16 protein-coding genes are annotated in these 17717 nt (G+C 41.9%); 4 read left to right on the plus strand and 12 right to left on the minus strand.

Translation table 11 applies throughout. The annotated features are described in order from the left end of the window. Positions 1–24: 24 nt before the first annotated feature. From pfkA to dnaE, 5 genes are all read right to left on the minus strand, one after another. Positions 25–984 (minus strand): 6-phosphofructokinase, encoded by a 960-nt coding sequence (gene pfkA, locus NST65_RS13315; protein ID WP_024424794.1) that lies wholly within the window; start codon positions 982–984, stop codon positions 25–27. Between the two features lie 342 nt (positions 985–1326). Beyond that, the gene (gene accA, locus NST65_RS13320; protein ID WP_024424795.1) at positions 1327–2304 is read right to left on the minus strand and encodes an acetyl-CoA carboxylase carboxyl transferase subunit alpha; all 978 of its coding nucleotides are present in this window, start codon (positions 2302–2304) and stop codon (positions 1327–1329) included. Next, entirely contained in the window at positions 2289–3164 is an 876-nt protein-coding gene (gene accD / locus NST65_RS13325) for an acetyl-CoA carboxylase, carboxyltransferase subunit beta (protein WP_034279640.1), read from the minus strand. Before accD ends, accA begins: the two co-directional genes overlap by 16 nt. 304 nt (positions 3165–3468) lie before the next feature. After that, entirely contained in the window at positions 3469–4701 is a 1233-nt protein-coding gene (locus tag NST65_RS13330; protein WP_025092260.1) for a malic enzyme-like NAD(P)-binding protein, read from the minus strand. 141 nt (positions 4702–4842) lie between these two features. Further along, complete coding sequence (dnaE, locus tag NST65_RS13335) at positions 4843–8178, minus strand: DNA polymerase III subunit alpha (RefSeq protein ID WP_034279637.1); 3336 nt, start codon at positions 8176–8178, stop codon at positions 4843–4845. Between the two features lie 137 nt (positions 8179–8315). Here dnaE and NST65_RS13340 point away from each other — a divergent pair, with 137 nt between their 5' ends. The 3 genes from NST65_RS13340 (at position 8316) to NST65_RS13350 (ending at position 9451) form a co-directional block, all read left to right on the plus strand. Then, on the plus strand, positions 8316–8657 hold the full coding sequence (locus NST65_RS13340) for a YtrH family sporulation protein (RefSeq protein WP_024424798.1): 342 nt from the start codon (positions 8316–8318) through the stop codon (positions 8655–8657). Further along, positions 8654–9157 (plus strand): sporulation membrane protein YtrI, encoded by a 504-nt coding sequence (gene ytrI, locus NST65_RS13345; protein WP_003216226.1) that lies wholly within the window; start codon positions 8654–8656, stop codon positions 9155–9157. Before NST65_RS13340 ends, ytrI begins: the two co-directional genes overlap by 4 nt. Positions 9158–9265: 108 nt before the next feature. Then, positions 9266–9451 carry a hypothetical protein gene (locus NST65_RS13350; RefSeq protein ID WP_003216400.1) on the plus strand — a complete coding sequence of 62 codons (186 nt, stop codon included), beginning with the start codon at positions 9266–9268 and terminating at the stop codon, positions 9449–9451. Between the two features lie 52 nt (positions 9452–9503). Here NST65_RS13350 and NST65_RS13355 read toward each other — a convergent pair whose 3' ends face one another. After that, positions 9504–10445: a bifunctional oligoribonuclease/PAP phosphatase NrnA gene (locus NST65_RS13355; protein ID WP_024424800.1), complete on the minus strand. Its 942-nt coding sequence runs from the start codon at positions 10443–10445 to the stop codon at positions 9504–9506. A gap of 147 nt (positions 10446–10592) precedes the next feature. Between NST65_RS13355 and NST65_RS13360 the strand changes: the two genes are divergently transcribed. Continuing rightward, positions 10593–10895 (plus strand): YtpI family protein, encoded by a 303-nt coding sequence (locus NST65_RS13360; protein WP_003216665.1) that lies wholly within the window; start codon positions 10593–10595, stop codon positions 10893–10895. 37 nt (positions 10896–10932) lie between these two features. Here the strand turns inward: NST65_RS13360 and NST65_RS13365 are convergent, their stop codons facing one another. The 6 genes from NST65_RS13365 to NST65_RS13390 form a co-directional block, all read right to left on the minus strand. Continuing rightward, positions 10933–12255, minus strand: a complete 1323-nt coding sequence (locus tag NST65_RS13365) for a CBS domain-containing protein (RefSeq protein ID WP_034279630.1) — start codon at positions 12253–12255, stop codon at positions 10933–10935. Positions 12256–12403: 148 nt separating this feature from the next. Then, on the minus strand, positions 12404–13087 hold the full coding sequence (locus NST65_RS13370) for a metal-dependent hydrolase (RefSeq protein ID WP_034279627.1): 684 nt from the start codon (positions 13085–13087) through the stop codon (positions 12404–12406). Between the two features lie 67 nt (positions 13088–13154). Continuing rightward, positions 13155–13910 (minus strand): SDR family oxidoreductase, encoded by a 756-nt coding sequence (locus NST65_RS13375; protein WP_034279624.1) that lies wholly within the window; start codon positions 13908–13910, stop codon positions 13155–13157. A gap of 96 nt (positions 13911–14006) precedes the next feature. Next, complete coding sequence (locus tag NST65_RS13380) at positions 14007–14912, minus strand: phosphotransferase (protein WP_034279621.1); 906 nt, start codon at positions 14910–14912, stop codon at positions 14007–14009. Between the two features lie 118 nt (positions 14913–15030). Next, a complete protein-coding gene (gene argH, locus NST65_RS13385) occupies positions 15031–16404 on the minus strand; it encodes an argininosuccinate lyase (protein WP_034279618.1) in 1374 nt (457 codons plus the stop codon). Then, a complete protein-coding gene (locus NST65_RS13390; RefSeq protein ID WP_024424806.1) occupies positions 16401–17612 on the minus strand; it encodes an argininosuccinate synthase in 1212 nt (403 codons plus the stop codon). The genes argH and NST65_RS13390 overlap by 4 nt, the downstream gene beginning before the upstream one ends. Positions 17613–17717 lie beyond the last annotated feature (105 nt).

Below are 17717 nucleotides of genomic sequence, written 5' to 3' on the forward strand. Positions count from 1 at the left end.
TGTTCCTCCTAAGGTCTTCTCGTTTTATATAGAGAGCTCTTGTGAAAGTCGGTACATATTTTTATCGACTGTATGTTTTTTATCTAAGATTTCTAAAATATCGTGATGAACGAGTTCATTGCTTTGAATGCCTACACAGCGTCCGCCTTGTCCTTCAAGAAGAAGCTCAACTGCATATGCTCCTAAACGGCTTGCCAGTACACGGTCAAACGCACTCGGAGAACCTCCGCGCTGAATATGCCCTAAGACAGATACACGTGTTTCAAGGCTTGTCTCCTCTTCAATCCGCTTACCAAATTCAACACCGCTGCCTACGCCTTCTGCAACGATGATGATACTATGCTTCTTGCCGCGTTCGTGACCTCTTCTTAACCTAGCAATAATTTCGTCCATGTCATAGTCTGCTTCAGGAATCAAAATAGATTCGGCTCCGCCCGCAAGACCTGACCAAAGGGCAATATCACCAGCATGTCTTCCCATTACTTCCACTACGTATGTACGTTCATGAGATGTGGCTGTATCACGAATTTTATCAATGGCATCAATGACAGTATTCAGTGCTGTATCAAAGCCAATAGTGAAATCAGTACCTGGAATATCGTTGTCAATCGTGCCTGGAACACCTACACATGGAAAACCGAGCTCTGTTAATTTCTTCGCTCCCATAAATGACCCGTCTCCACCAATGACTACAAGTCCTTCAATACCGAATTTTTTTAAGTTTTCAATTCCTTTTTCACGACCTTCAACTGTCTTGAATTCAGGACATCTTGCCGTGTAAAGTTTTGTTCCTCCACGATGAATGATATCGCCTACTGAACCTATTTCGAGTTTCTCAATTTTACCGTTAATTAGACCTGAGTATCCATTATAAATACCGTAAACTTCAACATTATGGTAAATTGCTTTCCTTACAACTGCGCGCACAGCTGCATTCATTCCTGGGGAATCCCCACCGCTTGTTAAAACTCCTATACGCTTCATCTTTTTCACCTCAGAGACCATATATGAATTAAACATACCATTTCCACTGCTTGAAAACAATCATGAGCAAATTTGGATGTTTTCAATACGAATTTCTAAAACCGTACTTATTATACAATTAAATAAACCGTTTTTAAACAAAAGTTAAGAACGTCATGAAAGCAAATCTCTCTGAAATCTGTGAAGGGAGGTGCTATAAACCTTATCATATCAAGGTTTTCAGACGTTTCAAATTTTATGAAAACAAAAGAAAATTATTTTCAAATAGCGCTTACATGAAGTCGGTTTTCATGAAAAAAGATGAAAAAAAATAAACGCCAGCCAAAATGGCTGTACGTTTATTTAGTTTACCCCAATATATTGATTTTCAATCGATACTTTCCCGATTGCTTTATATTTTTCATATCTTTGTTCGACTAGTTCTTCAGGTGTTAGTTTGAGCAAAGATGTAAGTGACTGTTTTAATGTTTTTTCCATGTAAGCTGCTTGTTGTTTCACGTCTCGATGTGCTCCACCTTGCACTTCTTTAATAACATCATCTATAATATCTAATTCTTTTAGGTCTGGAGCGGTAATTTTCATTGATTCTGCAGCTTTTTTCGCAAGTGATGAGTCCTTCCAGAGCAGCGCTGCTGCACCTTCAGGTGAAATCACTGAATACGTTGAGTTTTCTAGCATGAATAGGTGGTTTCCTACGCCTAAGCCTAGTGCGCCGCCGCTTCCGCCTTCTCCAATGACAATACAGACAACTGGTACACGAAGTCCTGCCATTTCGAATAGGTTTTTCGCAATTGCTTCACTTTGTCCGCGCTCTTCAGCTGCTTTACCAGGATAAGCTCCTTTTGTATCAATAAAGCAAATGATCGGGCGATTAAATTTATCTGCTTGTTTCATCAAGCGCAGCGCTTTACGATAGCCTTCTGGATGAGGCATTCCGAAATTACGGCGCAAGTTTTCTTTTGTATCTTTACCGCGCTGATGGCCAATAACAGTGACAGGAAGCCCTTTAAACGTGGCAATTCCTCCAACGATCGCTTCATCATCACCATAAAAACGGTCACCGTGACATTCGAAAAAGTTGTCAAACAGCTCTTGAATGTAATCGAGAGTTGTTGGGCGCATCGCATGCCGAGCAATCTGCACTCTGTCCCACGGCTTTAAATTTGTATAAATGTCTGCTTCAAGCTTGCTCAGACGTGTTTCAAGGCGCTCAATTTCTGCACTTAAATCCATTTCTGAGTTTTGTGTGAACTTTTTCAGTTCATCAATTTTCGCTCGAAGTTCAATGACAGGTTTTTCAAATTCTAGTTCTCCAGCCACTCTCGTTCACCTCCTGTGCTGTGTAGTGCTAAGATTCGGCCTAGTGTTTCTTTCATTTCTGCACGATGGATGACAGCATCAAGCTGTCCATGCTTCATTAAAAATTCAGCCGTCTGGAAGTCCTCTGGCAGGTCTTCACGAATCGTTTGTTCAATGATTCTTCGTCCTGCAAAACCAATTAAAGCACCAGGTTCTGCAAAATTGTAATCACCGAGAGACGCAAAACTAGCTGATACACCGCCAGTTGTTGGGTTCGTCATCACAGAGATAATCAAACCTTGATCCTCGCTGAACAGTTTTAATGCTGAACTTGTTTTTGCCATCTGCATGAGACTAAGAATTCCCTCTTGCATTCTCGCTCCGCCAGATGCAGTAAAGATAATAAATGGCACCTTGTCCGCTTTTGCTTTCTCGATCGCCAGCGTGATCTTTTCACCAACAACGGATCCCATGCTGCCCATACGGAACGTGGCATCCATGACAGCAATCACAGCACTTTGGCCTTCAATTTCACCTTTACCTGTGACAATGGCTTCATTCAAAGATGTCTTTTCTCTGTCTTTCTCAAGCTTTTCTTCGTAGCCTGGGAAACCGAGCGGGTTTGCTGAAATGAGGTGCCCGTTAAATTCTTCAAATGTGCCTTCATCTACAAGGCTTTCAATACGCTGTTTTGCATTCATTTGCAAATGTCTGCCGCAATTCATACAAACACGTAAATTTTTATCTAGTTCTTTGGTGAGCATTATTTTTTTACATTGCGGACATTTGGTCATGATGCCTTCAGGCACATCTTGACTTGCCTGTTCAGAGGGTACAGATGCATATTTTTTCTTTTTACTGAAAATATTCTTGATTGACAAATGACTACCTCCCTTTTTGAAGGGTTTTTTCTTTACACGCACATCCACTATTATAGGACATGTCATAACTGTACCGAAACTATTGTACTTTTTTTGTCAAACGCTGTCATCCTTCATTCAATTTTTTCAGTGGGGAATTGATGAGAAATGAGTATGTGTTTGGGGCGCTGAGCAGTTGATATGTTTGAATTGTGAACGTCTACAAAAAAATCTCATTCCGGATGAAAAATTTTTCGCATAAGAGAGGAAATGGTGCACGTTTTTCCTCCAGTTTCAGAAAGAACGTGCACACTTTTCCAGTTGATTATTCGCCGATAATCGTTAATTTTCTTGTTTTTTCAGCGACAGCTTCTGGGTCGACCTTGATTCTTGCAACGCCAGTTTCCATTGCTGCTTTTGCCACCGCTTTTGCTACCGCTGGTGCTACGCGTGCATCAAATGGTGCAGGGATGACATATTCAGCTGACAATTCTTCATCTGAAACAAGAGACGCAATCGCTTCAACAGCTGCGATTTTCATTTCTTCGTTAATGTGAGTCGCACGTACATCTAATGCTCCGCGGAAAATTCCTGGGAATGCCAGTACGTTGTTCACTTGGTTCGGGAAGTCAGAACGGCCAGTTCCTACAACACTTGCACCTGCTGCATGTGCATCTTCTGGCATGATCTCTGGATTTGGATTAGCCATAGCAAAGATGACAGGATCTTTTGCCATTTTTCCAACCATTTCTTTTGTTAAAGCGCCTGCTACAGAAACCCCGATAAAGACGTCTGCACCTTCAATGACTTCTTCTAATGAACCTTCTTTGCGGTCTTGGTTCGTGAATTTAGCTACTTCGTTTTTCACTGCATTCATACCGTTCGGGCGGCCTTCGTAAATAGCACCTTTCGTATCACACATAATGATATCACGTACACCGAAATGATAAAGAAGTTTGATAATCGCAATTCCTGCTGCCCCGGCGCCGTTTGCCACTACTTTGATTGAAGACATGGATTTTCCAGATAGCTTCAGTGCATTCACAAGTCCTGCTACTGTCACAATGGCTGTTCCGTGCTGATCATCGTGGAAAACTGGAATGTTTGTCTCTTTTTTCAAGCGCTCTTCGATGATAAAGCAGTTAGGTGCTGCAATATCTTCAAGGTTCACACCGCCAAAAGTCGGCTCAAGAAGCTTCACTGTTTCAACGATTTTGTCAACATCGTTCGTTGCAAGCGCGATTGGGAAAGCATCCACGCCTGCAAAACTTTTGAATAATACAGCTTTCCCTTCCATTACTGGAAGAGATGCTTCTGCACCAATATTTCCAAGCCCTAAAACAGCGCTTCCGTCTGTGACAACAGCGACCATATTGCCTTTCATTGTATAATCATACACTTTGCTTGTGTCGTCATAAATATCTTTACATGGTTCTGCAACACCAGGTGAATAAGCCAAGCTCAAGTCTTTCGCATTTTTCACTTGTACTTTTGATTTTGATTCGAGTTTGCCTTGATTCTCTTTGTGCATATGTAATGCTTCTTCTCTTAATGACATGTGATGAACACTCCTTCAAGTGGAAAATGATTTAATGATTTGCTAAGTTGATAAGCACATACTGGCAGTTTTAAATACACAGAATCTTTAAAATGATAACACAATAGGTGAATTTGTAAAACATATTCAGGCGATTTGTCATCATTTAATCACAACGTTTTGTTCACCTAGCAGCTCTTTTAACTGGAAAATCACAGCATGATTTGCATGAACTTTGTATGCATCTGGAAGTCTCATCGTCTTTTTTTGCTTCTCATAATACAAATAGACATCTGCTTCTCCGCTGTGCATCGAGAGGACTCGTTTTACTTGCTCTAGCAGCTCCTGCGTATGATTCTCTTCTTTGACCCGAATGTAGACAGACTCTTTTCTTTTTGCGTCCATCTCTTCCAGCAAAGCAGCTTCTTGCACGATGATTTGACTGCTGTCATTTCTGACCTCTACTCTGCCTTCAACATAAAGCATGGTGCCCTCCTCAAGTAAGGGGGACAGCTTTCTAAATTGCTCTGGAAAGACGACGCCTTCCATTTCTCCCGTTTCATCCCCAAATGTAACAAATGCCATCGATTGTCCATTTTTTGTCCGAATCGATTTCACTTTTGTCAAAAGACCACCCATTGAGATTTTACGCTTTATATAGGAAGAAAGTCTGATGATTTCCACTGCACCATTCTCTCTTAAGCGGTCTCGGTACGCTTGTACTGGATGATTTGATAAATATAACCCGAGTGCCTCTTTTTCAAATTGCAGGAGGTCAACAAGCGGCATTTCTTCTATCTCCGCATATTTTGGCTTAATGGAGAAGGTTGTATCCCCAAGAAAGTCCAGCTGATCCTCTGGATTTAAAAATGACACGTGGTCTAACGCAATATCTATCGATGCTAATAACGAAGCACGATTGGGATAAAATTCATCCATCGCCCCTGAAAAAATGAGCGCTTCAATCGTTTTTCGGTTGACACTCTTTGGTGATACTCTTGCGCAAAAATCAAATAAATCTTCAAACGGCTTTTCCTGTCTTGCTCTGTATATATCCTTTACAGCTGACACTCCGACATTTTTGATCGCTCTTAAGCTGTAGCGGATCTCCCCTTTTTCAACCGTAAATGGAAACTCACTCTTATTAATAGAAGGCTTCAACACAGATATCCCTTTTTCCTTCGCCTCATAGAAATATTGAGCAACTTTGTCTTCATTTCCAATTACACTCGTTAAAAGACCGCACATAAAATATAACGGATAATGCGCTTTTAAATAAGCAAGCTGAAAGCCAATCATGCTATATGCAACAGCATGGCTTCTATTAAAACCATAGTTTGCAAATTTGACGATTAAGTCATAAACGTCATTTGCAATGTTAACAGGATACTCCTTTTTTAGGCATCCTTCAACAAAATGGCTTCGCTCTTCATCAAGGACCTTTTTATCCTTCTTCGAAACAGCTCTTCTTAATAGATCTGCCTCGCCCAGCTGAAAACCAGCCATCTTCGCTGCAATCAGCATGATTTGCTCCTGATAGACGATGACCCCATATGTATCCTTTAATATGTCATACAAATCAGGATGAGGATAGGAGACCTTGACTCTGCCATGCTTTCGGTCGATAAAAAGCGGGATATTTTCCATTGGACCTGGACGATAGAGGGCATTGACCGCCACGATATCTTCTAAACTAGACGGCTTCAGGCGTCTCAGCACCTGTCGCATTCCCTGTGATTCAAGCTGGAATATTCCAGTTGTATCTCCGGCGGATAACAATTCAAACGTTTTCTGATCCTCGTATGAAATGTCACTAAAGTTAATGTGGACGTTTTCCTGTCTTTCAATCTGGTTTTTAATGGATTCAATTAATGTTAAGTTTCTGAGCCCTAAGAAATCCATCTTTAAAAGTCCAAGGTCTTCTAAATAATTCATGGCGTACTGCGTTAAATACACACCTTCATGGCCGTCTTGAATCGGAACGACCTCTGTCAGCGGCTCTTCGCTCAGCACCACGCCGGCTGCATGTGTCGAGGTGTGTCTTGGCAAGCCCTCTACTTTTAAAGCAGTTTGGAAGACCTTTCGAAGCTCTTCGGATTGCTGAAGCATCGTTTTTAATTCAGAAGATGCAGTCACCGCTTCTTTCAGCGTCGTTCCTGGCTTTGATGGAATCAGCTTGGCAAGACGGTCCGCTGCTTTTGAATCAATTCCCATCACACGTCCAACATCCCTTAAAGCAGCTTTTGCTGCAAGTGTTCCAAACGTGACAATTTGCGCCACATGCATGTCTCCGTATTTGTCTTTTACATAAGAAATGATTTCATCTCTTCTCGTATCGGGGAAATCAATATCTATATCTGGCATACTGATCCGCTCTGGATTTAAGAAACGCTCAAATAAAAGACCGTGACGGATCGGATCGACATCCGTAATAAACAGAACATAAGCAACAAGTGAACCCGCTGCTGATCCCCGTCCAGGGCCTGTGACAATCCCTTTGTCATGCGCATACTTCATAAAATCCCACACAATGAGAAAATAATCACTGAAATTCATTTTTTGGATAATGCTCAGCTCATATTCAAGCCTTTTAACATACATGTCATTTGAAGCAATCTTTCTTTGCTTCATCCCTTCTGCGCACACTCTGCGTAAAAACTGATCTGCTGTTGATTGATCAGGAGTTGGATAGGATGGAAGTTTTGTCTGCCCAAGATTTAAATCGACTTCACAGCGGTCTGCAATCTCCACCGTTCTTGTCAGCAGCTCTCGATCATCTCTATACCATTCCAACATTTCATCAAAGGATTTGAAATGCTTTTCTCCTCGGTCTTCCTCTATCTCTGAAAGCTGCTTACCTGCTTTAATCGCCTTTAAGCACGTATAAGCCATTTTGTCTTCTCGATTGATATAGTGAACATCACCCGTCGCAACAAGAGGAATGTCCGTACTTTGTGAGACGTCCCGCAGTTTGCCGGCGAGCGATTCGTCCTGCTGAAATGGCTGAAGTGCGATATACACATGTCCCTCGCCGAATATATGCTTCAATTGTTTGGCGGCTTCACGCGCTTCTTCTAACTGATCATGCTGCAAAAGCGTTTCAATATACCCAGATGCGCCTGGTGTGATGGCAATGAGCCCGCGGTGATAGCTTTTGAGCCATTTCTCTTTCAATCCGGCTTTTGATTTTGATTTCAGCACACTGCTGATTTTGATCAGGTTTTGATAGCCTTCATTGTTTTTTGCAAGGAGTACCAAGGGATAAGCCTCTGTCTCTTGTTCATCTATGAAGACAGAAGCTGTTAAACCGATAACCGGCTTGATGCCATGTTTTTTACATTCCTTATAAAATTCAACCGTGCCATACATCACATGGTCATCGGTAAGAGCAAGCGCCTTGCAGCCAAGTTCTTTTGCTTTCAGCACAAGCTCCTTTACTTTAGCTGCACTGCTTAACAAGCTGTATCCACTGTGGACCTGAAGATGAACATAAGACATGCTTAATCCACTCCTTTCGTCTAAAGTCATTCTTTCATTATAAAACGCGATGCGATGAGAAACAAATGTTCTTTCTTTTCTGACCGTTCATACTTGTCCAGCACACGCCATATATTGAATAGAGTGAGGTGGACAAAATGGATGTGAAGGAAGCTTTTATTCCGAATTTTATCAGCTGTTATTTTATCGCCCTTGGAGTCATTTTGGGTGGTGCTATCATAGGCGGTGTTGGTGCGTATTTATCTGGTCAGCCGCCTTTATCCATTATTACTAGTCTTGCCAACCGTTTAAAGATTTGGGCGCTTGTCGCCGCTATCGGTGGAACATTTGATGCTGTTTATAGCTTTGAACGAGGCATTTTCGAAGGAAACACGCGTGATATTTTCAAGCAGATTTTATTAATTATCTCTGCCATGGGCGGTGCACAAACGGGGTATCTCATTATTACGTGGCTCACCCAGGAGCATGTGTCATCATGAGGGTGCCGGAGCTGTATAAACGCCCAGGCTGGCAGCGTTTTTTTGCAGGAATGATGTTTGGTGCGATTGTAAGCTGGCTCATTTTTCTCTTTACATACGGAACCTTTCAGGAAAAGCAAGTGACACTGCTGAGAAGCCAGCAGCATCATATGGACAGTCTAAAAGAACAAATCACACTCTATCGGGAAGATTTGCATAAGTTAAATGAGGATAATAAGAAGCGGCTGCTGATTCAAAGCGTAGATGTTCATCTCGTGAATCGTGAGCAGTATAAAATCCCAGAGCCAGATACGCTAAAGTTTGAAGATCAGGTCAAGGAGGATATCTCAGAAGTCATTACAAAGGATATTGAAAGTGTCTATAAAACAAAGGAATTACTAAAACGGACAGTGGAAAATAAAGAATATACCATTCGGGAAAAGGCATATCGCGCGAAAGTGACAGAGCTGACAATTTATACGAAGCTTTCACTTGAAGTACGTATTTCATTTGCTGAATAAGGAGGTTGTGGAATTTTTATGAATTTCTGCCCTCAATGATCGCTTTTCACGCTTCATTTTTATACACTAAAAGTAGAATGAAATCTTAAATAGAAAGAGGTGAGGACAATGGAGGTTTACAGCTATCGTCAAATGGCACGAGACAAAGCAAGCCGGATCAAAGACGGCATGTGCGCCTATGCTGAGACAGAAATGATGGCTCATTTAATTAAAAAAGAATTAAAGCATCAAAATCTCCAAGCCTATGAAGATTCAACAGACATCGGCTGCTGGTTTATCCCTGTATGCAAGTAACCCTTTTCTCCATGACAAAAAAGAGAGAAGGGACTTAAGTATCCCTCCTCTCTTATGATGATGATTTACATACTTCCTCTAAATCACGCAAAATCTCATCTGCTACTGCCCAATCATAAATGGACGCACCGGCTGCAAGCGGGTGGCCGCCGCCATGATATTTTTTCGCAATGGTGTTAATGACGACTCCTTTAGAGCGGAATCTAACACGAATCTGATCGTTTTCTTCCACAAAAAAGACCCATGCCTTAATGCCTGCAATATTTCCTAGTGTCCCAACAAGCTGTGAGGCTTGCTGCGCTGTTGTTTGGAACGATTCCAAAATTTCACGCTTAATGAAAACAGATGCAACCCCGTTCTCTGACAAAGAAATATGTTGAAAAATATAACCATTTAATTTCACGACATTCAAATCTGTCTCATACAATTGATTGAAAAGATCTGAAGATGAAAATGGATATTCGATGAGTTCACCTGCATATTTGAGTGTCTTTTTCGTTGTGTTTGGGAAAAGGAAGCGGCCTGTGTCTCCTACAATGCCGGCATAGATCAATTCAGCCGCCTTTGTATTCAGCTGATATCCTTCTTCTTTCCCCTCTAAGTACAATTCATAAATCATCTCGCTCACAGAGCTTGCCTCTGTATCCACCCAAAGCAAATCACCATAAGGATCTTCATTTGGGTGATGGTCGATTTTCATCAGCTTATCGCCCATTAAATAGCGCTGATCATCGATTCTTGCTTGATTGGCCGTATCACAGACAATGACAAGGGCCCCTTTATACACGTCGTCTGGTACCTCATCGAGTTCATATAAAAATGAAAGGGATGGCTCAGGCGTTCCTGTCGCATAAATATTTTTTTCTGGATAGGTGGCACGCAAGATTTCCGTAAGGCCGCACTGCGATCCATACGCATCAGGATCTGGTCTTACATGTCTATGGATGATGATGGTGTCATATAATGATATGGTTCTAATCAGTTCTTTTTTCATAAAAACTCCTTCTCATGCGATACTCTTTTTATTATTAAATCATAATCTATCGTGACGGAAAAGTGAGGAATAGACAATTTATTCTAGTAAGCAAGCCTATTTACGTTTAAAATAGGGTTGTAACCACTTACAATGGAGGCTTGGCACATGCTTGTTTTGATTGTGTTTATTATTTGTTCTGCCATGTTTTATTTATACTACAAAGCAAAAAATGTCCGTACGAACCGGCCAGTCGAGAAAAAATTCTGGTCGGCGAAATCCAGTATGGCACTTGGCTGCTTTGTCCTGCTCTTCGGTGTGAATCAATTATTTTTAAACCGCTCGTCACTCGCATTTGTCATCGGATTTATTTTTGTTGCCGTCGGTATCGGCAGTACGTGGGCTGGGTATAAAGCCTACAAGCATTACCTTCCGCTCTTCTTAAAGGAAGGCGAAAAAGATCACGCGTAATAAGGAAAGGGGCGACATAAGTTCGCCCTTTTTATCATTATCCCCTCTCCATCAGCTGCACCATCAGCATCGCTTTGCCTACGATATTCGATTGGTGATAAACCTCCACTTCCAGCTTTCCAAACTTGCGCCCTACTTCTAAAATATTCGGCTTAATCTGGATTGTGGATTCCATTTGGACCGGTTTTAAGAAATAGACAGAGAGACTCTCGACGATCAGTTCGCCCTTTTTATGAGATTTTAAGAAGCGGTTGGCAGATTCGATTAAAATTTGTGTGAACACCCCATATGAAATGTTTCCAAGCTGATTCGTCATTTGCGGGGTAACCTCGTATTGATAAACCGCATCCGCTTTTGGTTTCTCTGTATCGGTTTCTTTAAACCCTCTTGAGACAACATCATCCAGCTTTTCTCCGACCTGCGGCTGCTTTTGAATCATTTGGAGCGCCTTGAGCACATCCTGACGGCTGATCATACCGATCAGCTTCGCATGATCATCCACAACTGGCAGCACCTCAATGCCTTCCCACACCATCATTTGTGCAGCTGAGGCGACAGATGTTTTGCCAATGACCGTCAGTGGATTTTTCGTCATCACTTTTTCAATCGGTGTGGAGCGGTCATGCCCCGCAATATCCTTTGAGGTGAGGATTCCGTGAATCTTCATTTGATCATCTGCGACCGGGAAACGACCGTGGCCAGTTTCATAATTCTTTTCATACCATTTTTCAAGCTTATCCTCTGGTGATAAATACACGGTGCGTTCAATCGGCGTTAAAATATCTTCTACAAGCACAATTTCTTTTTTAATTAATTGGTCATAAATGGCTCTGTTAATGAGGGCCGCTACGGTAAATGTATCGTAGCTTGTCGATAAAATCGGCAGCTCCAGCTCATCTGCGAGCTGAATGATTTCATCATCTGTTGAGAATCCGCCTGTGACCAGCACAGCCGCTCCTGCCTCTAATGCCTGCCTATGGGCATTGATCCGGTTTCCGACGATGAGCAGGTTGCCAGCAGCCGTATAGCGCATCATTGCGTCCAGCTCCATCGCTCCAATGACAAATTTGTTTAACGTTTTATGTAATCCGGCGCGTCCTCCAAGGACCTGGCCATCAATGACATTGACCACTTCTGCATATGTCAGTTTTTCAATATTTTCTTTTTTCTTTTGTTCAATTCGAATGGTGCCGACTCGTTCAATGGTACTGACGAATCCTTTATTTTCAGCATCTTTGATGGCCCGGTAAGCGGTGCCTTCACTCACTTTCATTTCTTTCGCTATGCGCCGGACAGAGATTTTCTCCCCGACATCTAATGAATCAATATACGATAAAATTTGCTCATGCTTTGTCGCCAATCCCGTTCACCCTTTTTGTTTTCAGCGTTTTCATCTATGTTTCATTATAAGGGCAGGAGGCTTTTAATAGCAATTTGTCTTTTCTTTCAGCAGATGAAGGCAAATAAAAAAAGCCGGCATTTGTGTGCCAGCTTTATTCATATGAGGATTAAATCTCGATTGATTCCCCGCTGTTTAACACATGACCGACGCCGCCATGCAGGCTGTCTGCAAATGCATGCGGATCCTGTTCAATTGGCGGGAATGTGCTGTAGTGAATCGGAACGACCTGTTTTGCCCGCAGCCATTCTGCTGCGATTCTTGCATCCTCCGGTCCCATCGTGAAGTTATCACCAATTGGAAGGAATGCGAGCTCAATATGATTCAGTTCACCAATCAGCTTCATATCTGAAAAGAGTGCAGTGTCTCCAGCATGATAAATGGTTTTGCCCTCTGCGGTAAATAAAATACCTGATGGCATCCCTGTATACGTAATCGTCTGTGCCTCTTCATCAATGACAGCTGAACCATGGAACGCTTGCGTGAGCTTCACTTTACCAAATTCAAACTCACGGCCGCCTCCAATAGAAAGCGGGTGCGTTTTCACCCCTTGCCAGCTTAAATACGTGGCAAGTTCGAAAGGCGCGACAACAAGTGCATCATTGTTTTTAGCAATTTCAATGGTGTCGCCGATGTGATCTCCATGTCCATGTGTCAGTAAAATGACATTCGCTTTCACATCTTGCGGTTTGATATCTGTGTGCTTATTTCCATTTAAAAATGGATCAATCCAAATATGGTATCCGTTTGTTTCAATGTGTACAACTGAATGTCCATGATATGTAGCTTTCATGTGAGTATATCCACCTTTCAATTTTTGATCTCATATCATTTATTCCCTCTATAAAAAGCTGAAAAACTTAATGCCTGTGAATCACGTTAAGACCACCTGTTGCTTCAATGACGGTCCCTGTAATAAGATCTGAACGGTCATCGCATAGAAATGAGATGATACGTCCTATATCCTCTCCAGTGCCAGACCTGCCTATCGGCGTTTCATCGTCTTTGATTTGGCGGGCTTCCTCTATTGTCGATTCTTTCATGTCTCCAACGATTTTGCCTGGACACACCATATTGGCCGTGATACCATTTTCGGCTTCTTCAATCGCAATGGTTTTCGTCAATGACGCAAGACCCACTTTTGCCGCTCCAAAGGCTGATCTGTGCATCCAGCCTGGCGCATGGTCTGCACCTTGGAAGCCATAAGTGATAATGCGGCCAAAGCCTTGTTTTCTCATCATTGGGATGACCATTCGGAACAAATGGAATACTGCTGATAGGTTGCCTTCCATCATTTGATACCATTCATCCTCAGAATAATCCGCCAGTTTTTTTCGTTCAAAAATATAAGGGCCAGCATTGTTAATCAGGGCATCAATCCGCCCAAATCGCTCTGCTGCCAGCTCTACCATGTTTTTTAAATCTTCTTTTTTTGTCACATCACCTTGGACAAATTGAAGCTTATCTTCGTACTGCTGTAATTCTTCTTTCATCTGCCGGACAGCTTCATCATCACTTCGATAATTCACTGTCACAGAATACCCCATATTCAGTAAAGACTCGGTGACTTTCCGGCCAAGTCCTTTAGAACCCGCTGTTATTAATGCGTGTCGCACACAATCTCCTCCTAAAGCAAAGGTTGCAAGTTCACGTGTTTCTTATCTTATCTTTTACTTTACTATAAACCGGCATCTGGCGCACTTATGAACCCTTTATCGATATGAGTCAAACAGTATAGGGTGATTCATCCACTTTTTCAAATCCCATGAGCCATGGATATCGAGAAGCAGCGAAACAAAACGATAGCACTCTCTCACCTCATGAAGATCACGAGGAAGCGGGCAAATCTCTTCATAACCCAATTGAACATTGCGGGCAGCTTCTTTCGTCAAAAGGTATTCCAATGCAATAAAATCAAACGCAGCTGGTCCATATACGACATATTCTGTATCAACTAAACTCGTCACTAGATCATCATTTTCAATATATTGAGACGGATCTAAATCAATTAAAATAAGACTGGCTGAATCAGGCGTCCTTAGCTTTTCAATCTTTTGCAGCACAATTTCTGCATAACAGTGAAATTCAGGCTGATCAGCGTAATAGCGGTCTATGAGTTTGGATACAGCCTTTTTTAACACAGCATGGAATTCTCTCAAATGCTTCTTTTCAGCTCCGTAGACTGCACCAAAAAAGTCAGTACGATATGAATGAAGTTGTGCTAGTTTCCTCCCATAATCCTTATAAAAGTCTGATGAACGTCCCTCAAAAGATGTACAAGGTGTTCCTTCTACTTTTTCCATTACATAAAAATGTCTCCCTGCCTTCTTCACTTTACGAACAACTTCTGGAATATGAAAGGAATTCATATGAGACAGCTTTTGATTGATTTGATCGATATGCTCTTGTACAGTACGGTCATCTACTCCATAGATCATCTTGATCCCAAATACAAATTCACTTTCTTCTCTTGCAGTTTTAGGAGATTTGACTACATATTCCGTTTTATCTTGTAAGGAGATCAGCCACACATCATTAACCCGTCCGTCATATTGTTCTCCTAACGTTTTCACTGATACGATTGGTTGATGAAACAAAGCCTCAAGCGTTTTCTTCATGATCTGCTGTCACTCCCTCTTCTGCTTGACGCAGGTATGCTTTCATTTCTCCAATGATCATCAATCTCCTTTTTCCATGACAAAAAAACCATCCGTATAAATGAATGGTTTTGATAAGTTATGCCAGGCAGGTTTTTGCTTTTTCTAAAGCGAGCTGAATTTGTTTGAATCCAGTTCCGCCTGCACTTGTTCTTTTTTCAACAGCAACATATGGATCAAGAACTGTGTAAATGTCTTGTTCAAAAAGCTCACTTGCTTCTGTAAATGTTTCAAAAGGAAGATCACTTAGATAGATGCCTTTTTGAATACATGTATACACAAGCTTGCCAACGATTTCGTGTGCTTCACGGAATGGCATGCCTTTTTTCGCAAGGTAGTCTGCCACTTCTGTCGCGTTTGAGAAATCTTCTTTTGTTGCCTTTTTCATGACATCTTCGTTCACTGTCATCGTTTGAATCATGCCTGTAAAAATTTGCAGGCTGCCAGCGATGGTTTTCACTGTATCAAACATGCCTTCTTTATCTTCTTGCAGGTCTTTGTTATACGTAAGCGGCAAGCCTTTCATAATCGTGAGAAGCCCCATCAGGTTGCCATACACGCGGCCTGTTTTCCCGCGGATTAATTCAGCCATATCCGGGTTTTTCTTCTGCGGCATCATGCTGCTGCCTGTTGCATACGTGTCATCGAGTTCAATGAATTTAAATTCTTGCGAGCACCATAAAATGATTTCCTCACAAAAACGTGAGAGGTGCATCATCACAAGACTGCTATTAGATAAAAACTCTAAAATGAAGTCCCGGTCACTCACACCATCGAGGCTGTTTTCGTAAATGTGGTCAAAGCCAAGCTGCTCTGCTGTATATTCACGATCAATCGGGAATGTCGTTCCTGCTAACGCTCCGCATCCAAGTGGAGACACGTTAATTCGCTTCAATGAATCTTGAAAGCGCGCTTTGTCACGCTCAAGCATCCAAAAATAGGCGAGCATATGATGGGCAAACGAAATAGGCTGTGCACGCTGCAGGTGCGTATATCCTGGAAAAATTGTTTCAACGTGCTGTTCTGCCTTTTCTACAAGCACCGTTTGAAAAGAAGAGATCAGCTCAATAATATGCTCGACTTGGTTATTCAAATATAAGTGCATATCGGTTGCAACCTGATCATTCCGGCTTCTCGCTGTGTGCAATTTGCCGCCAAGCGGACCAATCTCATCAATGAGCATTTTTTCAAGGTTTAAATGAATGTCTTCATAATCTACTGAGAATTCCAGTTCATCCGCCTCTGCCTTTTTCATGAGTGTATTTAGTCCGTCTTTGATGGCAGCGGCCTCCTCATCGCCGAGGATACCGCATTTATTCAGCATACTTGCATGAGCAAGGGAGCCGGTCAAATCTTCTTTGACTAATTGTTTGTCGAAATGAATGGACGCGCCAAACTCATCGACCCATTTTTCTGGTGTTTTTTGAAATCGGCCTCCCCAAAGCTTTTTCATGCTTTAACCTGCTCCTTTTTATTCACGATGCTGTTTACTTTTGTCGGTAAGCCCCAAAGGTTAATAAATCCTACAGCTGCATCATGATCGAATTCGTCTGCTTTTGTATAAGTTGCTAGATTTTCATCATAAAGTGAATATGGTGATTTACGTCCTTCTACAATGGCATGACCTTTAAATAGTTTCACACGTACAACACCCGTTACGTTCTGCTGTGTTTCTTGTAAGAATGCATCTAGTGCTTCTTTAAGCGGTGAGAACCATAAGCCGTTGTATATTAATTCAGCCATTTTTTGTTCAACGATTGGTTTAAAGTGTGCCACTTCCTTGACAAGCGTTAAGTCTTCAAGCTCTTTATGTGCTTTAAGAAGTGTGACAGCACCTGGGCACTCGTACACTTCACGGGATTTGATGCCGACAAGACGGTTTTCAACGTGATCGATTCTGCCTACACCATGCTGACCAGCGACTTCATTTAAATGAAGGATGAGATCAGATAATGAATATTGGATACCATCAATCGCAGTCGGTTTTCCTTTTTCAAACGTGATCTCAATGATTTCAGGTGTGTCAGGCGTTTTTTCAAGTGGATTTGTCAGATCGTATGCACCCTCTGGCGGCGCAGCCCAAGGATCTTCTAAAATGCCACATTCGTTACTTCTGCCCCAAAGGTTTTGGTCGATTGAATATGGGCTGTCTAAGTTAATCGGGATTGGAATACCGTGTTTTTGTGCATAATCGATTTCTTCATCACGAGACCATTTCCATTCACGCACTGGTGCAAGAACTTCTAGGTCTGGATTCAATGCTTTAATGGATACTTCGAAACGAACTTGGTCGTTCCCTTTTCCAGTACATCCATGAGCAACTGCTACTGCATTTTCTTTTTCTGCCACTTCCACTAATTTTTTTGCAATAAGCGGGCGGGATAGGGCAGATACTAGTGGATATTTTCCTTCATACATTGTGTGTGCTTGTAATGCAGTGAGCGCAAACTCTTCAGCAAATTCTTCTTTTGCGTCAATCATGTATGATTGAACAGCTCCGACTTGAAGTGCTTTTTGTTGAACGAATGCTAAATCTTTTCCTTCACCTACGTCCAAGCAGCAAGCAACGACTTCGTATCCTTGCTCTTGTAACCATTTAACTGCAACAGAGGTATCAAGACCTCCGGAATATGCTAATACGACTTTTTTATTTTGTGACATGATTGAAAAGCTCCTCTCGCTTGTTTTGATTCTGTGAATGTTTTTGCATAAAAATAAGTTTTAATTTATAAACATGCATTTAGTATGTATACACTGTAACAAGGA

Source organism: Bacillus sp. FSL P4-0248, from assembly GCF_038593305.1.
Taxonomy (GTDB): Bacteria; Bacillota; Bacilli; order Bacillales; family Bacillaceae; genus Bacillus; species Bacillus safensis.

Bases quoted from the DNA above. Each gene is read 5' to 3' on its own strand.
- NST65_RS13355 (WP_024424800.1), bottom strand. From the start codon at position 10,445: ATGAAAAAAGAACTGATTAGAACCATATCATTATATGACACCATCATC.
- NST65_RS13380 (WP_034279621.1), bottom strand. From the start codon at position 14,912: ATGAAGAAAACGCTTGAGGCTTTGTTTCATCAACCAATCGTATCAGTG.
- NST65_RS13360 (WP_003216665.1), top strand. From the start codon at position 10,593: ATGCTTGTTTTGATTGTGTTTATTATTTGTTCTGCCATGTTTTATTTA.
- NST65_RS13340 (WP_024424798.1), top strand. From the start codon at position 8,316: ATGGATGTGAAGGAAGCTTTTATTCCGAATTTTATCAGCTGTTATTTT.
- dnaE (WP_034279637.1), bottom strand. From the start codon at position 8,178: ATGTCTTATGTTCATCTTCAGGTCCACAGTGGATACAGCTTGTTAAGC.
- NST65_RS13370 (WP_034279627.1), bottom strand. From the start codon at position 13,087: ATGAAAGCTACATATCATGGACATTCAGTTGTACACATTGAAACAAAC.
- argH (WP_034279618.1), bottom strand. From the start codon at position 16,404: ATGAAAAAGCTTTGGGGAGGCCGATTTCAAAAAACACCAGAAAAATGG.
- NST65_RS13350 (WP_003216400.1), top strand. From the start codon at position 9,266: ATGGAGGTTTACAGCTATCGTCAAATGGCACGAGACAAAGCAAGCCGG.
- NST65_RS13330 (WP_025092260.1), bottom strand. From the start codon at position 4,701: ATGTCATTAAGAGAAGAAGCATTACATATGCACAAAGAGAATCAAGGC.
- ytrI (WP_003216226.1), top strand. From the start codon at position 8,654: ATGAGGGTGCCGGAGCTGTATAAACGCCCAGGCTGGCAGCGTTTTTTT.
- pfkA (WP_024424794.1), bottom strand. From the start codon at position 984: ATGAAGCGTATAGGAGTTTTAACAAGCGGTGGGGATTCCCCAGGAATG.
- NST65_RS13390 (WP_024424806.1), bottom strand. From the start codon at position 17,612: ATGTCACAAAATAAAAAAGTCGTATTAGCATATTCCGGAGGTCTTGAT.